The organism is Runella sp., assembly GCF_965279615.1.
In the GTDB taxonomy this organism is placed as follows: domain Bacteria; phylum Bacteroidota; class Bacteroidia; order Cytophagales; family Spirosomataceae; genus Runella.
This window is the reverse complement of the sequence record NZ_OZ257252.1, coordinates 1280862-1299065: the sequence shown is the minus strand read 5'-3', so window position 1 is coordinate 1299065 and position 18204 is coordinate 1280862. Positions and strand designations below refer to the sequence as shown.

General features: G+C 44.7%; 12 protein-coding genes and 1 pseudogene. 8 read left to right on the top strand and 5 right to left on the bottom strand.

Annotation, left to right across the window (positions count from 1 at the left end; all coding sequences use genetic code 11):
• The first annotated feature begins 205 nt into the window (after positions 1 to 205).
• A pseudogene (locus ACQY73_RS05805) lies at positions 206 to 1632 on the top strand (alanine/glycine:cation symporter family protein).
• Between the two features lie 77 nt (positions 1633 to 1709).
• On the opposite strand, the gene ACQY73_RS05800 reads toward ACQY73_RS05805, so the two are convergent.
• Positions 1710 to 2666: a bestrophin family protein gene (locus tag ACQY73_RS05800; RefSeq protein WP_428662740.1), complete on the bottom strand. Its 957-nt coding sequence runs from the start codon at positions 2664 to 2666 to the stop codon at positions 1710 to 1712.
• A gap of 366 nt (positions 2667 to 3032) precedes the next feature.
• Here ACQY73_RS05800 and ACQY73_RS05795 point away from each other — a divergent pair, with 366 nt between their 5' ends.
• The 6 genes from ACQY73_RS05795 to ACQY73_RS05770 all read left to right on the top strand — a co-directional run bounded on the left by ACQY73_RS05795 (position 3033) and on the right by ACQY73_RS05770 (position 10394).
• Positions 3033 to 4316, top strand: coding sequence for a Gfo/Idh/MocA family protein (locus tag ACQY73_RS05795; RefSeq protein ID WP_428662738.1), 1284 nt, complete (start codon positions 3033 to 3035; stop codon positions 4314 to 4316).
• A gap of 123 nt (positions 4317 to 4439) precedes the next feature.
• Entirely contained in the window at positions 4440 to 5345 is a 906-nt protein-coding gene (locus tag ACQY73_RS05790; RefSeq protein WP_428662736.1) for a sugar phosphate isomerase/epimerase family protein, read from the top strand.
• A gap of 164 nt (positions 5346 to 5509) precedes the next feature.
• Positions 5510 to 6832, top strand: coding sequence for a DEAD/DEAH box helicase (locus tag ACQY73_RS05785; RefSeq protein ID WP_428662733.1), 1323 nt, complete (start codon positions 5510 to 5512; stop codon positions 6830 to 6832).
• 154 nt (positions 6833 to 6986) lie between these two features.
• The gene (locus ACQY73_RS05780) at positions 6987 to 7796 is read left to right on the top strand and encodes a LuxR C-terminal-related transcriptional regulator (RefSeq protein ID WP_428662730.1); all 810 of its coding nucleotides are present in this window, start codon (positions 6987 to 6989) and stop codon (positions 7794 to 7796) included.
• Positions 7797 to 7894: 98 nt separating this feature from the next.
• Entirely contained in the window at positions 7895 to 9079 is a 1185-nt protein-coding gene (locus tag ACQY73_RS05775) for an ATP-binding protein (RefSeq protein ID WP_428662728.1), read from the top strand.
• A 10-nt stretch (positions 9080 to 9089) separates the two neighbouring features.
• Complete coding sequence (locus ACQY73_RS05770; protein ID WP_428662726.1) at positions 9090 to 10394, top strand: serine hydrolase; 1305 nt, start codon at positions 9090 to 9092, stop codon at positions 10392 to 10394.
• Between the two features lie 73 nt (positions 10395 to 10467).
• Here ACQY73_RS05770 and ACQY73_RS05765 read toward each other — a convergent pair whose 3' ends face one another.
• From ACQY73_RS05765 to ACQY73_RS05755, 3 genes are all read right to left on the bottom strand, one after another.
• Positions 10468 to 11649: a cystathionine gamma-synthase family protein gene (locus ACQY73_RS05765; protein ID WP_428662723.1), complete on the bottom strand. Its 1182-nt coding sequence runs from the start codon at positions 11647 to 11649 to the stop codon at positions 10468 to 10470.
• 13 nt (positions 11650 to 11662) lie between these two features.
• Complete coding sequence (locus ACQY73_RS05760; RefSeq protein WP_428662721.1) at positions 11663 to 13015, bottom strand: amidohydrolase; 1353 nt, start codon at positions 13013 to 13015, stop codon at positions 11663 to 11665.
• 240 nt (positions 13016 to 13255) lie between these two features.
• Complete coding sequence (locus ACQY73_RS05755) at positions 13256 to 13897, bottom strand: response regulator transcription factor (RefSeq protein WP_428662719.1); 642 nt, start codon at positions 13895 to 13897, stop codon at positions 13256 to 13258.
• 183 nt (positions 13898 to 14080) lie between these two features.
• Between ACQY73_RS05755 and ACQY73_RS05750 the strand changes: the two genes are divergently transcribed.
• Entirely contained in the window at positions 14081 to 15883 is a 1803-nt protein-coding gene (locus ACQY73_RS05750; RefSeq protein ID WP_428662716.1) for a hypothetical protein, read from the top strand.
• 228 nt (positions 15884 to 16111) lie between these two features.
• Here the strand turns inward: ACQY73_RS05750 and ACQY73_RS05745 are convergent, their stop codons facing one another.
• Complete coding sequence (locus ACQY73_RS05745; RefSeq protein WP_428662713.1) at positions 16112 to 18160, bottom strand: tetratricopeptide repeat-containing sensor histidine kinase; 2049 nt, start codon at positions 18158 to 18160, stop codon at positions 16112 to 16114.
• Between the last annotated feature and the right edge of the window lie 44 nt (positions 18161 to 18204).

Here is an 18204-nt window from a genome sequence, read left to right as displayed (position 1 = left end):
TATTTTGAGCGGGAATAGTCAGAATAGTTACTGATAGTAGTATTTAAAATAGGGCTAATACGAATTTTCTACTGTAATGTATCTTTTTTTGGTAGATTATCGCTCCCTTCATTTAATTTACATTTCTTTAATCCTTTATTTACGATATACCTTAAAATTTAGCGTTCCTTAAAGCTAAACCAACCCCTTGTCTCAAAAGAACTACATGGAAAAAATTATTAATGCAGTTAATGACATTATATGGAGCAATGCACTGATTTTACTTTGCCTGGGAACAGGAATTTATTTTTCAATAGTTACCCGTTTTTTGCAGGTACGTTATGTAAAAGAGATGGTAGCATTATTGTTTGGAAGTAAGGCTTCAGCTAAGGGTATTTCGTCGTTTCAGGCATTTGCCATTGCTATTTCGGGCAGGATCGGAACGGGAAATATCGCAGGAGTGGCTACGGCCATTGCGATGGGCGGCCCCGGGGCTGTATTCTGGATGTGGGCTATTGCTTTCTTAGGAGCTTCTTAGGCCTTTATTGAAGCCACGTTGGGACAAATCTACAAACAGGTAAAAGATGGCCAATATCGCGGCGGTCCGGCTTTTTACATTGAGAAAGGCTTGGGAATTCAATGGTATGCAACTCTTTTTGCCGTTGCTACCATTTTAAGTGCCGCTTTGTTTTTACCGGGAGTTCAGAGCAACAGTATTGCATTGAGCGCCAAGATTGCTTTTGATATTCCCGTGGAAGTAACGGGAGGAGTTGTGACCTTGTTGTTAGGCCTTATTATTTTCGGTGGTGTAAAACGTATAGGGCAAGTCGCTGAAATTGTAGTGCCTTTTATGGCCGGGGGCTATATTTTAATGGCCTTAATTATTATTGCGCTTAATATTACCAAAGTGCCGTCTATGTTCAGTCTGATTTTTCGCTCGGCCTTTGATATGGAGCCTGCCCTTGCGGGTATTTTTGGAATGGCCGTTTCGTGGGGTGTAAAAAGAGGCATTTATTCCAACGAAGCAGGACAGGGAACTGCGCCACATGCGGCAGCGGCAGCAGAAACAAGCCATCCGGCAAAGCAGGGATTGGTGCAGGCCTTTTCCGTGTATGTGGATACTCTTTTTGTCTGTACAGCTACGGCACTTATGATTTTGTTTACAGGGCAGTACAACGTTGTGAATCCTGCCGGCGGTTTCCTGATTGAGAATGTACCGGGCCTGGCTATTGGTTCTGAATACACACAAGCGGCCGTAAATGTCCATTTTCCATCGCTTGGAGGTGGTTTTGTGGCAATTTCTCTGCTGTTTTTTGCCTTTACAACCATCATGGCTTACTATTTATTGCTGAAACAAATTTGAGTTATCTGCTTCATAAAGGCGATAAAAAATGGATGGTGCAGGCCCTCCGAATTTTGATCATGGGCGCCACTTTTTATGGTTCCATCAAAACTGCAGCATTAGCGTGGACCTTAGGAGATATTGGTGTAGGCCTGATGGCGTGGCTCAATATAATCGCTATTCTTTTATTACGTAAACCCGCATTCAAAGCTTTTAAAGATTATGAAAAACAATTGAAGGCGGGTATAGACCCTGTGTTCAGCCCTAAAAAGTTGGGTATTAAAAACACGGAAGAGTGGGATAAGTACTAACAAAACCAATCGTGTAATGCCAAATCAATGCATCACGAAGCGAAGGTTGTTGAGACGTATAAAGCGAGCCGGAAACCTTACATCAAAATCCCAAATTTCGCCTGTGCTCTTTCAGGTAAATTATCTTCACCCAGCATATCGCGCAGGTCAATCTCGATGTTGCGAACGATGCTGCGCAGTGGAACGTCATTGAGCAACCCTTCGAAAGGATTTTCGCTTACATCGCCTGTGTATTCCATCAACATAAATACCCACGTCACCACCAAATTGAACGGGATCAAAAGCCACAGCATGGTTTCGCCCAACTTGACAAATTCTCCGATCATGCCAAAAGGCAGCAGAACAATAAAAATAAAGATGTAGATCAGGCTTGTGGTAGCGTATTGACGTGGAAAAGGTGTGTTTTTGATGCGCTCTGACCGACCCTGTTCATTGTAAAAGTCATTGATGATCTTTTGCAATTCGATCTGGCGAAGCGTGTTGATCAAACCGGCTCGCGTCAGCTGTGCCAAATGCTGTGATTGTTTATCCAGTAGTTGCGTTGCGCCGTTTTTCCTGGTTTTTACCCAAGCAATCTCTTCCGGCGATAGATAAGGTGTCAATTGTTCTTCGAGCGATTGTTTTTCTTTGGGCAATGCTTTGCGTTGGCGCTTGCTCGCACTATCCTCGTGTTCCCAGGAAGTACGTTGCGCCATCGCATATTTGAGCACGTGCAGCCAACCGATATGGCGATAAATAAGGGTTCGTATTTCCCGGTCTATCTCGGTTTGCGGCACAGGCTGTGTTGTGAAATCATTGTTGATATACGCTCGGGCCGTAGCGGCAAACGAACGACTCGAATTGGTAATGGCCCCCCAAATGATACGCGCTTCCCAATTGCGACCGTACGCCTGATTGTTTTTGAAACCTACGTAAAAAGCAGTAGCCGTACCGATCAAAGACATGGGCAACCAGGGAATCGCCACCCACTTCCAACCGAGGTATTGATACACGTAGATCGCCAGTATTCCCGTACACAGAGAAGCGAGAATCATTCGCCAGGTATAAAAATAAATAATAGTAAAGTTGAGATGTCGTTTAGTATACATACGGCAGGTTTTTTACCCAAAAATAACCGTTGATCTCAATTTTGCAATAGCTCGTTTTGGTTTTGGCCGACCTGAATGTATAGTGGAAAAGGCAGTTTGATCAGTAAATTCGAAAATTCCATTTTCCAACAAAACGGAGAATTTGGAATTGTAATTTAAAATAATTTACTATTTAATGAATAGTTATTAAAAAAAATGTAGCATTTTTGAATCAACGTAAAAACACTGAAATAATAGACAAGGCGAATCATGTCTGTAAATCATTGTTTTTGTATCTTTACTATTTTCTAAACCATTTAAACACACATTCATATGAACACCTCACGTCGCGATGTGTTAAAATTAGCAGGAGCGGCCCTTGCAAGCACCGCATTTCCATCCATTATTGTTCCTACTAAAGCCTTTGCAGGACCCAACAGCGAAACTTTAAAAGTGGGTTTGATCGGTTGCGGAGGTCGTGGCTCAGGAGCCGCTATGCAGGCGCTCAAAGCAGACCCGAACGTGGTGTTATACGCCCTTGGTGATATTTTCCCCGAACGATTTGATACGTGTTTGGAAGGTTTGAGAAAAGTCCACGGAGAGAAAGTGAAAGTAGATAATGAGCGTAAATTCGTAGGATTTGATGCTTACCAAAAAGTGATCGATTCGGGTGTGGATGTGGTTTTGTTGGCTACGCCGCCTTTCTTCCGTCCGTTACACTTGGAAGCGGCTATTAATGCAGGGAAACATATTTTCTGTGAAAAACCGGTAGCGGTTGATGCGCCGGGTATTCGCAAAGTGATCGAATTGGCAAAAGTAGCCAAAGAGAAAAATCTTTCACTTGTTTCGGGTTTTTGCTGGCGCTTCCACGAGCCTAAGCGGGCCGTATTCGGTAAGATCAATGATGGTTCTATCGGTGAGGTGATGAGCATTTACAACACCTATTATACCGGCGGGGCCTGGAATTTTCCACGTCAGATCGGTTGGACGGATATGGAATTTCAATTGCGTAACTGGATGTATTATACTTGGTTAGCAGGGGATCACATCGTAGAGCAAGCCGTTCACAGTCTGGACATGATGTCATGGGCGATGGGCGATGTATTGCCGGTAAGTGCCGTCGGTACAGGCGGTCGTCAGGTTCGCGTTGATCCTTTGTTCGGTCATATCTTTGACCACTTTGCCATTACGTACGATTATCCAAACGGTGCCAAAGGATTCCACTTCTCGCGTCAGCAGGAAAATACAGAGCGCAGTTATTTGGTTGAAACCTTCGGAACAAAAGGCCGTGCAATGGCCAATTGCTCACGCCCAACGCATAAGATCGAAGGACAAAATCCGTGGGAATATGCCGGCGTGCAAAACGATATGTACCAAACTGAACATAACGAATTGTTTGCGTCGATTCGTAACAGTAAACCCATCAACAACGGCGAATGGATGGCCAACAGCACCATGATCGCGATCATGGGACGTATGGCGGCCTATACCGGTAAGAAGATCACATGGGAAGATGCCATGAAATCGACCGAAAAACTGGGCCCTGATGCCGTTAGTTTCGAGACTCCAATCCCTAAAATAGAAGTGGCAAGACCGGGCTTTACGCCTTTCATCTAAGTATAGTTTTAAACCCCTATCCCCAACCCTTTCCCCTCTTAGGGAAAGGGAGCGAATTACCCCTCCCTTAGTGGGGAGGGGCAGGGGTGGGGTTTAACTTTCGGATAAACGAAAACCTCTCCCATGCAAAGAAGAACATTTATCAAAAATACCGTGGTGGCTGCCTCGGCGGCAGTGGTTGGCGTAGAGGCGTCGGTACAGGCTTTGACCTCGCCCGTAGCCCAACCGCTTATTAAGAAGAGTTTGAAATACGGAATGGTGACCGAAAATCTTTCCGTAATGGATAAATTCAAATTATTGAAAGACCTTGGTTTTGACGGCGTTGAGTTGGATTCGCCCAACGATATCAACCCAAAAGAGATACTGGAAGCCCGTGACAAAACAGGGTTGGAGTTGCCGGGCGTTGTCAATTCGGCACACTGGAAATCACCATTGTCGAGTGCTGATCCCAAAGTGCGTGAAGTGTGCAGCAAAGCAATGGAAAAGTCGCTGTACGACTGCAAAATGTACGGCGGCACCACTGTATTGCTCGTTCCCGGCGTAGTGAATGAAGGAACAAGCTACAAAGAAGCCTATGAGCGTTCGCAGATCGAAATTAAAAAACTGATTCCGATCGCTGAAAAAACGGGTATCAAAATCGCGCTCGAAAATGTCTGGAATAACTTCCTCATCAGTCCCCTCGAAGCGGCGCGTTACGTAGACGAGATCAATCACCCATTGGTGGGTTGGTACTTTGACGTGGGCAATATTCTGCGCTACGGCTGGCCGGAACATTGGATCGAAGCGTTGGGAAAACGCATCATGAAAATCGACATCAAGGAATTCAGCCGCAAAAAGCAGAATGATGAAGGCCTTTGGAAAGGCTTCAACGTGGAGCTGATGGAAGGCGATTGCAATTGGCCCGTGGTCAACAAAGCACTTGCCAAGATCGGTTATTCCGGCTGGGCTTCTGCCGAAGTACCGGGAGGCGACCGAAAACGACTCGAAGTCATCAGTCAAAAAATGGACGGAATTTTTAAAGCCGTTTAAATAAAAAGGTAAGTCGAAAGGCTTGCCTTTTTATGTTTATATGCCTTAATGTGTGCCGTCCGATTCTCAAATCGGAGGCTTGAAACAATAATTCATTTTTATCAGCTACCTGAATCTGCCGCATTCAATTCTCAAATACCGCCGGAAGGGTGTACCTTTGCAGGATGGACAATAATCAGAAAACGGCACATATCCTTTCCCATTTAGGTATTGAGGCATTAAATCCAATGCAGGAAGCGGCGCAAAACGCTGTTTTAAATCACAATAATACCCTTTTAATCTCCCCCACAGGTTCGGGAAAAACCTTGGCATTTCTTTTGCCTTTGGTGCAATTACTGCAACCCGACAAAGCAGCAGTACAATGCTTAATTTTGACCCCTTCCCGCGAGTTGGCGATGCAGATCGAGCAGGTATGGAAAAAAATGTCCACTGGGCTTAAAGTAAATGTATGCTACGGCGGACATCCCATGGCTACCGAGATTCAAAATCTGAGTCAACCGCCGGCGTTATTGATCGGTACACCCGGACGGATCGCCGACCATTTGACCCGAAATTCGTTTACGCTGGATGATATTCAAACCTTGATCTTGGACGAATTTGATAAATCGTTGGAGATGGGTTTTCAGGAACAAATGGCCTTCATCATGGACGGTCTGCGTAATCTGAAAAAGAGAGTACTGGTGTCGGCTACATCAGGTATTCAAATTCCCGGCTTTGTGGGATTGGTTACTCCCAAGATCGTCAATTTTACGCCTGAAGAAGAAGGGCCGCAAGCCTTGGTCATGAAGGCAGTGATTTCGGAAGATAAAGACAAAGCAGACACACTGTTTAGACTGATTTGCTCGCTGAATTCGGAATCGGCGTTGATCTTCTGTAATCACCGCGACGCCGTAGAACGCACTTGTGAATTATTGAATGAACGAGGCGTATATGCCGCTTTTTACCACGGCGGCATGGATCAGGAAGCTCGTGAGCGAGCATTGATTCAATTCAGAAACGGAAGCGTGAATTATTTAGTAACCACCGATCTGGCAGCCAGAGGTTTGGATATTCCTGAAATGAAACACGTAATTCATTATCATTTGCCCTTGCATGAACATGAATTCATCCACCGAAACGGCCGAACCGCCCGAATGCACGCAACCGGTAATTCATACTTGATTTTTCAGAAGGAAGAGATTCGTCCGGCTTATGTGGAAAACAACATGGTAGAAATAAAGCTCTCTGACAACTATCCATTGCCCAATCCTCCCGAATTTGTCACGATTTATATCAGTGGCGGGAAGAAGAATAAACTGAACAAAGTAGATATTGTCGGTTTTTTCTCACAAAAAGGCGAGCTTGAAAAAGGTGATCTGGGCCTCATTGAAGTAAAGGATTATACTTCTTTCGCGGCGGTAAAACGCACCAAATTCAAAGCCCTTTTGCAAAATATCAGAGACGAGAAAATGAAAGGGAAAAAGTATAAGATTGAAGTGGCGCGTTGAATAGCTCTGTTGCTGTTGCGGATTTAAAATCCGCAACAGCCGCGTATTGTGGGTGTACATAGTGCCATTGTATGCTTTTTCACCCATAACTTTACCGCCGGCAGAGGAAATAACATCCTTGTGTGCTTGAATTTATCCCATCTCGTTGTTATATATGAAAAACTCGCCCATTCGAAATCAGATCATAAATGCCTACAGGCAACTCAAAAATTATTACGACCGGCTCCCGCGTGACCCCGATCTGGATGCCTACATCAATCAGTTTTCGTTTGGAGAAGTTATTGAAAAAATATACGCCGTAGGGCCTTATTGCTGGTTTCTCTCTGACATGCGGGAAGCAAAATTTCTAAAGATCGGCGGCGCTTTGGAACAAATGACGGGCTATACACATGAGGAGTTGGTGAACAAATCGTTTATCAATGCGGCACGATTTACCAATGAGCAACACTTAGAAGGAATCGTACAGGCGGCCGGTTACTTTTGGGGCTATTATTATGCGCAACCGTTGGAGAATCGACTGCATATAAAATCATCGTACACCTATGAATTCAGACGCAAAGACGGGAGTACTTTTCACGCGCTGCAACAAAGTTCAACCATTTTTACGGATAAGCAGGGAAACGGGGTTTACCAGTTCGATCTGATCACAGATATTACCCATTTGGACCCAATTATTCAGCTGCGTTTTTTTATTTTAGATACTTCCGATGCTACCCAAATGAAAAATATCCCGGTGTTGCCGGGTGTTACCCGAAATCCTGAAAAATTGCCCGTTACACCCGCTGAAAAACGAGTACTGGAGCTGATGGCACAGGGAAAGAGTATCAAAATGATTGCTGCCCAACTCAATATCAGTGAGAATACAGTAAAACATCACCGCACCAATATGTTTCATAAATGTCAGGTAAGCAACATGGCCGAACTCACCGCAAAGGCTATCAGTCAAGGGTGGTTTTTGAAGTGATTTTTACCTGAAATGAGCGTGAAATCTCAGGTGTTTTAAATAAATTATTCCTGCAATTTTGGAATTAAATTCTAAATTTGCAGGAATAATTTACAAAAATGGAATTCAAACGATTTATTACCAATCGGGTTTTAGAAAGAATTGAGAATTTACCGGCGGTAGCTTTATTAGGCCCAAGACAAGTTGGAAAAACAACTTTGGCCAAACAACTGCAAAAGGAGATAAAGAAAGACAGCATTTACCTTGATCTGGAATCGCAGGAAGATGTTAATAAATTAACAAACCTGGAAGGATACCTGCTGCAAAGAGAAGATAAATTAGTGATTATTGATGAAGTCCAACGAATGCCCGAACTGTTTCCGGTATTACGTTCGGTGATTGATCGAAAAAGAAGCAATACCCGATTTATGCTTTTGGGGTCAGCTTCTCCCGAATTATTGGCTAAAAGTTCAGAGACTTTGGCCGGGCGTATTTCTTATATTGAAGTACATCCCTTGGTCTTTACGGAAGTATCAGAGACGTATACTTTTCAACAGTTATGGCTAAGAGGAGGTTTTCCAACGATGTTGATGACTCAAAGTGAAGAGGTTAGCTTTGAAAACAGGATTGATTTTATTCAAACCTATCTTGAAAGAGAATTGCCTTTGTTGGGTTTATTCGTTTCTCCGATCATGTTGCGAAACTTATTACGAATGATCGCGCATGTGCATGGCAACCTGCTTAACTATTCGGATATTTCCAAATCGCTGGGCATTGATGTAAATACCGTGAAGCGCTACTTGGATTATTTTGAAAATTCATTCTTAATAAGGCGTTTACAGCCTTATTTTGTAAATATATCTAAACGGTTGGTGAAATCGCCCAAAATATACATTCGAGATACGGGGCTGTTGCACGCGGTTGTCAGTATTGAAAATGAAGAGGAGCTGGAGGGGTATATTGGAAAAGGAAATTCATGGGAAGGCTTTGTTATTCAGCAAATTATTGCTCAATTGAAACCCAATATTCATCCTTATTTTTATAGAACCCAAGACGGTTCAGAGTTGGATTTATTATTGGTAAAAGGAATGAGTCCGGTGGTAGGAATAGAAATAAAATATGCCGATGCGCCCAAAATTTCGAAAGGTACTACCATTGCTTCACAGGATCTTGGGAATATACCTGTTCTTGTTGTGACGCCTTTCGCTCGTGAAGATTATGAATTGAGCCCATTGGTAGTGGTAACAAATTTTGAAAGACTTTTTACCCGACTTGCCCAATTGAAATTAATAAACATCAATTAAAAAAATAAGAATGCAAAAACGCTCTACTCACTTCATTACATTTCTCTTCTTCTTTTTTGCGGTTTTTAATGCCTATTGCCAGCCTAAAACGGATGCTTTTTTGACGCAGTTATTTGCTAAAAATGCGCACCCGATCTTTCAGGAAGTGATTCAACATCCTGAAAAGTACCGACTTCAGATCATTTATACGCAAATTGAGCGCGATAAAAACAATACCCCGTCGTTCAAAAATTACTATTTCAACATTGACAGCACCTTTTATTTCAATCCTGCTTCTATCGTCAAATTGCCATTGGCATTACTCTCGTTGGAAAAGCTGAATCAACTGAAAATATCGGGCGTGAACAAGTTTACTTCGATGCAATTTGATACGGCTTTCAGCGGGCAAACCAAGGAATGGAAAGATGAAACATCCCAAAACGGATTTCCGTCGATTGCACATTTTATCAAAAAAGCCTTTTTGGTCAGTGACAATGACGCTTACAGTCGCATGTACGAATTTGTAGGACAGGAAACGACCAACCGCGTTTTGCACGCCAAAGGCTATCCCGATACGCGCATCACGCACCGATTCGTACGCATGACGCCCGACGAAAATCGTCATACCAATCCCGTGCGGTTTATCAAAGAAGATGGCACATTGTTGTATGCGCAACCTGCGGCTTACAACCAAACGCCGTTTGATTTTAGCCGCATTGCGAAAGTGGGGAAGGGGTACATGACCGGAAAAGACAGCCTTGTCAATGCGCCGATTGATTTTACGACCCGTAACAAACTGCCGTTGGAGGCTTTCCAAACAATGTTACAATCGGTGATGTTTCCGTTGTCGGTGCCTGCAAAACAGCGGTTTAGCTTAACGACCGAAGATTATTCTTTTCTGTATCAATACCTTTCCCAATTTCCCGGAGAGACCAATTATCCCAAATACGATGGTACTCAATACTATGACAGTTACGTAAAATTCTTCTTTCAGGACAGTACGCATCATCAATTGCCCGAGGATTTGCGGGTTTTTAATAAAGTAGGTTGGGCGTATGGTTTTCTGACGGATGCGTCGTACGTGGCGGATTTTAAAAATAAGGTTGAATATATGCTTTCAGCTACGGTGTATGTCAACAGTGATGGGATATTGAACGACAATAAATATGAATACGAAAGCGTCGGGCATCCGTTTTTGTATCAATTGGGACAAACAATTTATCAACACGAATTAAAACGCAAACGAAAAGCCGTTCCCGACCTGAGCGCGTTTAAAATTCAGTATGAAAAACGATTGAACGATAACCGGCCGGTAATCAAAGATGTTGATAATTAGGCGGTTTAGCGTCTGATGGTTTTGAATCGTCAGACGCCAAACTGTCTGGTCTTCAACTATAAAATGAAAACTGTTACAGCGTACTCAGCGCCTGATCGAGGTCTTTGATGAGGTCTTCCACGTTTTCGATACCGACCGAATAACGGATCAGGCTTTCGGGAATGCCCAAATGTTTGCGTTGTTCTTCGGTAAGTTCTACGTGGCTTGTAGTGCGCGGCGGCCCGGCTATACTGCTGACCGAGCCTAAACTTGCGGCCAAATGAACCAGTTTGAGTTGAGGCAAAAATTTCCGAACATCGTCATAACCACCCTTTAGCGCAAAACTGAGAATACCCCCAAAACCCGACATTTGTTTCTTGGCAATGGCATAGCCCGGGTGGGTTTCCAATCCGGGATAAAATACGTCGCTTACCTTCTCGTGCCCTTTTAGAAATTGCGCTATTTTTAACGCAGAAGCATTTTGACGCTCAATCCGTAACTCAAGCGTTTTCATTCCGCGAGCAATCAAATAGGCTGATTCAGGGTGAATACTGGCTCCGTTTATCTCCCGAAACTGGAATACTTTTTTAACCAATTCGGCACTTCCGCAAAGTACACCGCCCATGGCGTCGGAGTGCCCGCAGAGGAATTTGGTTGCGCTGTGAATCACCAGGTCCGCACCCAATTTAAGCGGATTTTGATTGACGGGTGTGGCAAAAGTATTATCCACCACCACCACTGCATTTACCTGATGGGCTGCTTTGGCGAGGCGTTCAATATCAACGACTTTCAGGGTTGGATTGGTGGGTGTTTCGAGGTAAACCACGTCGCAGCCTTTGGCAATTTCGGCTTCCAATTGTTCGTGGTCGGTGGTATCGCAAAGAGTTACGTTAACCTGATAACTGGGCAAAAAATCCAAAAATAACTTACTGGTACCGCCGTACGTATCTTTAAGCGATACCACCCGTTTGCCCGAAGTCAGCAACGCAAAAAGTGTGTTGCTTATCGCGCCCATGCCCGTAGCAAACGCAGTGGCGGCTTCGGCATTTTCCAGGGCTTTTATCTTTTCTTCCAGTACGTGTACGGTCGGATTGGTATTACGACTGTAAATATACCCTTCGGCTTTACCCAAGGCCACGTTGTGCCATTCGTCGAGGTCTTTGTAGCCGTAGGTAACGCTGTTGACAATCGGAGGAGTAATGGCCCCGTCGGGGAAAAGCTCGGTTTCTCCGCCCCAAACCGAGGTGGTTCCTTTTTGGTAATTGGAAAAATCCATTGATGTGAAATAGTTATTTGTTGGAATGATAGTGTTCGATGTAATCCAATGCCAAGTGACATAATGCTTTGACGCCTGTGCCAAGACTTGCTTCATCCAGTTGAAAGTCAGGTGTATGATGCAATACTTCGCCCGGCCTTTTGCCTTTGGGCAATGCGCCTAATCGAAAAAAGAATCCCGGTACTTTTTGTGCATAGTAGGCAAAATCTTCCGCGCCCGTACCCGCAGGAACGAGCACCACATTGGAGATGCCCACCAACGTTTGGAGCGTGGGAACCATCTGAGACGTGAGGAAATGATTGTTGAAAACCATCGGATCTTCGGCGCTGATGGATACCTCGGCAACTGCGCCGGCACTTGCGGCAATGTGCGTGGCGATCTCGCGAACCCGATGGTGAATGGTGTTTCGCATGGTGGTATCAAACGTGCGAATGGTGCCGATCATAACAGCTTCTTCGGGAATGATGTTTTGGCGATTGCCGGCATTGAATGCCCCGACCGTGACCACGGCGGCGTTTTCGGTAATGGGTACATTCCGGCTCACAATGGTTTGAAGACCAAGGAGAATTTGAGCGCCCGTAACAATCGGATCAACCCCCGCCCAAGGCGAAGCTCCATGACTTTGTTTTCCTTTGACGGTGATTCTGAAAATGTCGTTTGCGGCGTAAAAACCACCGGGACGAAATGTAATGACACCCGTTTGGCTGCCCGAAGCGATGTGTTGCCCAAAAACCACGTCCACTTTTGGATTGTCAAGCACTCCTTCTTTGACCATTAACTGTGCTCCGCCCTGCTCGCCCGTTGGAGGCCCTTCTTCGCAGGGTTGAAAAATAAACTTGATGGTTCCTTTGAGTTGCGATTTAACAGCGACCAAAGCTTCCGCTGCACCCATGAGCATGGCAACGTGGGCATCGTGACCGCAAGCGTGCATGACGCCTGTTGTTTTGCCGTTGTATTCTGTTGTAACCGTCGATTTGAAGGACAAACTGCCTCGTTCGGTAATGGGCAATGCATCCATATCGGCGCGTAAGGCGACGACCGGGCCCGGAGAGGCACCTTTCAGAAGACCTACAACGCCCGTTTTCCCCACTTGGGTCTGCACTTCAATGCCCAACGCGCGTAGGTGAGCCGCAATTTTTTCAGCGGTTTTAAATTCACGATTCCCCAGTTCGGGATGTTGGTGAATGTCGCGTCGCCATTCAATGACTTTGGGAGTAATGACATCGGCTATTTTGTCTACCTGTGCGGTTAAGATGGAATTGCTGACTGCCGGGATTTTTTTTGCGGGAGCCTGAGAAAAACCTGCAATGGACAGCAATAGGCCTGCGAGCGAAATAAAAAAAGAGATTTTTGGGGATGGCTTCATGAAAAAGGGATAAAGCAACAAAATAGGGCGAAATCGAATACCTCACAATTTTCTCCCGATATTATTTTACGCCAATGAGCGAGAGTGATGCTTTATCGCAAATGAGTCGAAAAATGTCGTTTTTATACCAATAAACCCTCCGGAGCGCAGTGTACATTTGGTGCGGCAAATTCAATAACTATTTCACTAATCAACGCTACCCACATGAAACCCAGCCTCTTTATAAACAACTCTTTAGATTTACACAATTTTTTGCAGCAATGCTTTTTGCACCGCTTCGGTGGCCGAATGAACATGAAGTTTTTCGTAGATCTTCTTTAAATGCGAGTTCACCGTTCCGTAGCTGATGCCGCAAGCATCGGCGATCATCTTGTAACTCATGCCTTTGGTAAGGTAGCTTAAGATTTCTTTTTCACGTTCCGATAGTGTGTAGTATTCATTTTTGGGTGAAAAACTAACCTGTTGTTCGGCAAACATCGTCAGTACTTTACGGGCAATGTGCGGGCTCATGGGTGAGCCGCCGTTGTAAGTGTCCGCAATGGCTTCCAATATCTTGTCAGCAGGTGTACTTTTTAAGATATATCCCGATGCGCCCATGCACAAAGCGGCAAAAACGCGCTCGTTGTCGTCAAACATGGTTTGTACCAATACCTGCACCTGCGGATAACGGTTCTTGATGAGTCGCGTAGCTTCAATACCCGACAGTCCGGGCATTTGAATATCCATCAGCACGACGTCGGGCTGCTGTTTCCTGACCACGTTCAGCACATCAATGGCGTTGGGATACGCGCCCGTAAGCATAAAATCTTCGGAGCTTTCGACCAGCGTAGCCAAAATTTCCCGCATGTCATGGTAATCTTCAAATATCGTAACGCGAATCATGTGGTAAGGTGCTGAAAAAGAGTATCAATGAGTTGGCTCGGACGTTGCAAAAATACGGGTTTCCCGGGTATGATAACTACCTAATATTAGGGATTGAGCGGCGAGAATAATCTGTCGAATTTTGAAAGTGTATGATTGTACAGCCCGGAAACGGTTGCCGGTAAACTATTAAATTTCTTTTCCATGAAAAAAAATATCCTTTTAGCAGTAAGTGCATTCCTTATCACCAATACAGTATTTGCCCAATCCGTGACGATTGATCCCAAAGCCGGTGCAACAAAGATCATTGATGCCAAATCGACAACGGCGGGCGTAATGGTTCCGAAAATGAGCGCCACTCAACGGAATGCCATCACAAACCCGGAAGAAGGCCTTTTGGTGTATGACACAGACATCAAAAATTTTTACTTTGTCCAAAACGGTGTTTGGAAAAATATCGCCGGAACGCTTGATCTGCCTTTTTCGGGTACTTATAATCATGCCACAACGAGTGCCCTCTCGCTCAGTAATTTCCAGAATGCAACCACCGCAACGGCTGCAACCTTCGAAGGGTCTTATGGTATCGGGGTTTTGGGGATAACAGGTTCAGGTGTTGCGGGGAAATTTAAATCTGTACAGGGCGGCACGGGAATTTATGCCGAGACCTTCAGCGGTGGCTATGCCGGTAATTTTTATGGCGGCGACGGCACCGGCGTCATGATTGATAGAAATGGCAGTACGGGAAATTCGTTGGTGATACCCAGAGGGAAAGTAGGGATTGGGACTGTTACACCTCAAACTCTTTTTCAAATTAAGGGAGGGATCAATGAATATTTATGGGAAACCACCGCCAAAGAAAACGAGAACACAAGCGATATAACGGTGGGTTTGAGAATCAACCAGCAATACGCCGGCTTTCCCGAAACTGCCAAAGTGATGTTGGGTACAAAAAGCGACCATGCCCTTAATCTTTTTACCAATGATAACACAGATTCTCCCGACATGACCATTTATGACGGGAAAGTAACAATCGGCCCACAAATTTCGGATTCACGACTGACGGTTACCAGAGGCACGTATGGAACGGCAAAACTCCTTGGAACAAACTTTTACACAAGTTTTATGGAAGGTGTCAATGAAGATACGTACATCGCCGGAGGCCTTTTTGCCTCAAAACTGTATTTAAATGCAGCTAACGGACAAACAGGCTCTATTCATATTGGAAGCGCAACCAATGCCATAACCATCGGCTCATTGGAGGAGCCACTTTCCAAATTAACCATCCACACTCCGGAAAACTCCCTTGGTTTGACGCATACCGATGGTACGGTTCGGATGGGAACCTTTTTGGGCGTTAAACCTAATGTCCGGGAATCGGCCGGATGGCTGGGAACCGAAAGTGATCATCCATTGCATCTTTATACCAACGCAGGAGAGCCGCAACTGACCGTTAAAACAGATGGGAAAGTGGGGGTCGGAACGGTGACGCCAACGGAAAAACTCCATGTGAATGGTAATATGAAGGCTGATTCAGGGATTTATTCGAACCAAGTCGAAGGACTGAATATTGTGCCGTTGGGAATAATTCATTATGTATTGCAAGCCAACGATACGGGCAGCGGATCGGCGTCGTTTACGCAATATTCTACGGCAAATGTAGTAGGCAATTTGTATGATAATACCAATTCAGCGGGTGTTGAACTCTCTACCGATGATCGTATCTACGGTACGCTTAACCTAAACGCGGCTCCATTACAAGGGTACGGGTCGGTATTTATCACGGCCACCTACAACATTTCACAAGGCAATGGTTCCCACTCTTCACTGTACGAGATCAAACACATTCTTATACGTTCAAACGGTACAACACCTGATCAAATTAACATCAATTACGAGCTTGATAACCTCACGATGTTTGAAGCTACAGGCACCATTATGATGTATGGGATCAAAGGAAGCCCTACCGGGCCGCCAATTTTCGGGGCCTCAATTTCTTCGCAGAAATAAGAAGTGTTTAAGGTGTTATTTTTTCCTGATAGGTTGATACCGCTTGAAATCGGGACTGTGATTCGCAGTCCCTGATTTTACTATTGAATGATTTGGAGCAATTTTTTTCATCAAAGAAGGAGAATACGCATACCTGCGTAATGAAATTACGAAAATCTACGGACAATGCTCAGCCGGGCGCTTGGTACCATGCAGAGCTCCGGAAGGGCAGAGGCAACCAACGCTGCTCTATGCGGGAGTAGGTATATGAAGTGGCATTGTAAAGGCCAGGACGGTTCCCTTGCCGGCGTTGCTTTCAATGTTGATTTTTCCGCCGATCTCCTTCATTCGTTCTTCAAAATTTCGTAATCCATTACCATGATTTTGGGCGTTGCCTACATCAAAGCCCTTGCCGTTGTCGGTGATAATGAGCGTTAACTGCCCATTTCCCACTTCATTTTTTACACTTACTGAAGTGGCTTCGGCGTGTTTGATAATGTTGTTGAGGGCTTCTTTAAACGCCAAAAACAGGGTGCGTTTTGCAGCAAACGGCACTTCAGCGGCGGTATCAGAAGTGATTTGCCAGTTTAGGGCAACGTTTTTGGCGGCTAACGTTTCGATGCCGTACTGTTGCATACGATCCCAAATACTTTGCGGATTGTCTTCGTTGAGGGCCCGGATAGTGTCACGCATGGTCTGGATCATTTCTCGGGATTTGAGCCCGATACGCTCCAATTCACCCACCAATTCCGGCGCTGTTTTTTGGGCTTTGCGTTTGGTAAGGTCGCTGAAAATGGCGATGGTGCTCAGGGCGGAGCCGATCTCGTCGTGCAGGTCGGCCGAAACGCGCTTTCGTTCGGTGGATTGACCTTTCCAAAAGGCCTCTTCGATCTCGCGGTTTTTACGAAGAAGTTCAGCATTAGCCGCTGAAAGTTCGATGGTTCGTAGGGTAACTTTCTCTTCGAGTTCATCGTTCATTAGCCCGATCTGTTTTTTCTGTTGGCGAATACGGTAGTAGAAAAAAGACAGAATGCCGGTAAATAAAGCCGTTAATAATAGAATGCCCCATAAAAAATAATTGATTTTTTGCAGCGAGCCGGCAATTACACGTTGATTGTCAGCAACCAGCTGCACTTTTTCAACCTCATAGTTGCGTTGTTGGATGGCCAGTTGGTTTTGATTTTTAAGGTTGGTTATGTATTCCGTTTCCATCATATATTCTTCAAAATGAGTCATTGCCTTTTTTACATCGCCCATTTCTTTATAGATGAGGTATAAGATTTTGGAACCGGACTCATACGGGTCACTGATATAAGGGGTGCTGACGGCATACTTTAAGGCTTTTTCCGGTTGCTTCATTCCCAGATAGATTTGGGCAAACAGGCCGATGTAAGCATCACTCAAAAAAGGTTGCTTGTGAATTCTTCGATAGTTTTTGTCGGCTTCGATGGCTTTATTGGCATAATCCAGTGCGTTGGAATAGTGATTCAACAGTAGATAAGCATAGGCCTTTTCGGTCAGGAAAGGATAGGTATAAAAGTGCAGCGCAGGATTTTTCTCCAGAAGATTAATAACTTCCAAGGCTTTTTCGGGTTGTTTTCGGTAAATATAGAACCCGGCCAATTGCGTTTGGCTATACTCTTTTTCAGCGCTTGATACGCTTCCCTGAATGGCTTTTCGGTAATAAGTTAATGCGCTTTTTTCATCGTTTAAAAAAGCATAATACCGCGCCACCGACAGATAGCACTCAGGAATCATATTGCAGGCATCGCACGACATGTTGAAGCCTCTGTCGCAACGTCGGGTTCTTGCCAAGGCTACTTCCAGCGCTTTGATGAAGTCTCCCTGACTTTGGTAACAGCTTTCCTGCCCATCATATGCTTCGATTTCGTACAGTTCATGTTTGGCTTTTTTTGCAATTGCCAATTGCTTATTAAAATATTCTTTGGCTTTTTCATCAAACCCATTGCCGCCCCTTAACGTGGCGAGCGCAAAATGAATCAAAGATATATCATGAAGATAGTCAAGCAGTAAGCTATCTTGACGGGGGCTGCGCTTTACCTTTTGCAGCGTTGAAATGGTTTGTTGGTAGGCATGCAATAAACTGTCATACGCTTGCATATGAGCAGGGGTGAACTGCCCAAAATTGGGGGGATAGGGAGTGGGGAGGTGGGCAGGAAATAAATGGGGCAATGCCAAATTAAAACTCATACGCGGAGGATGGGCAAAAACAGGCTGAGCGTTTGATCTACCATAAAGACCAAGCATAAATAATAAAAATACCAAGAAATTTCTCATTGAGCTATTGCTAAGGTTATTGCCTTTTCTTTATGCGTTGCTAA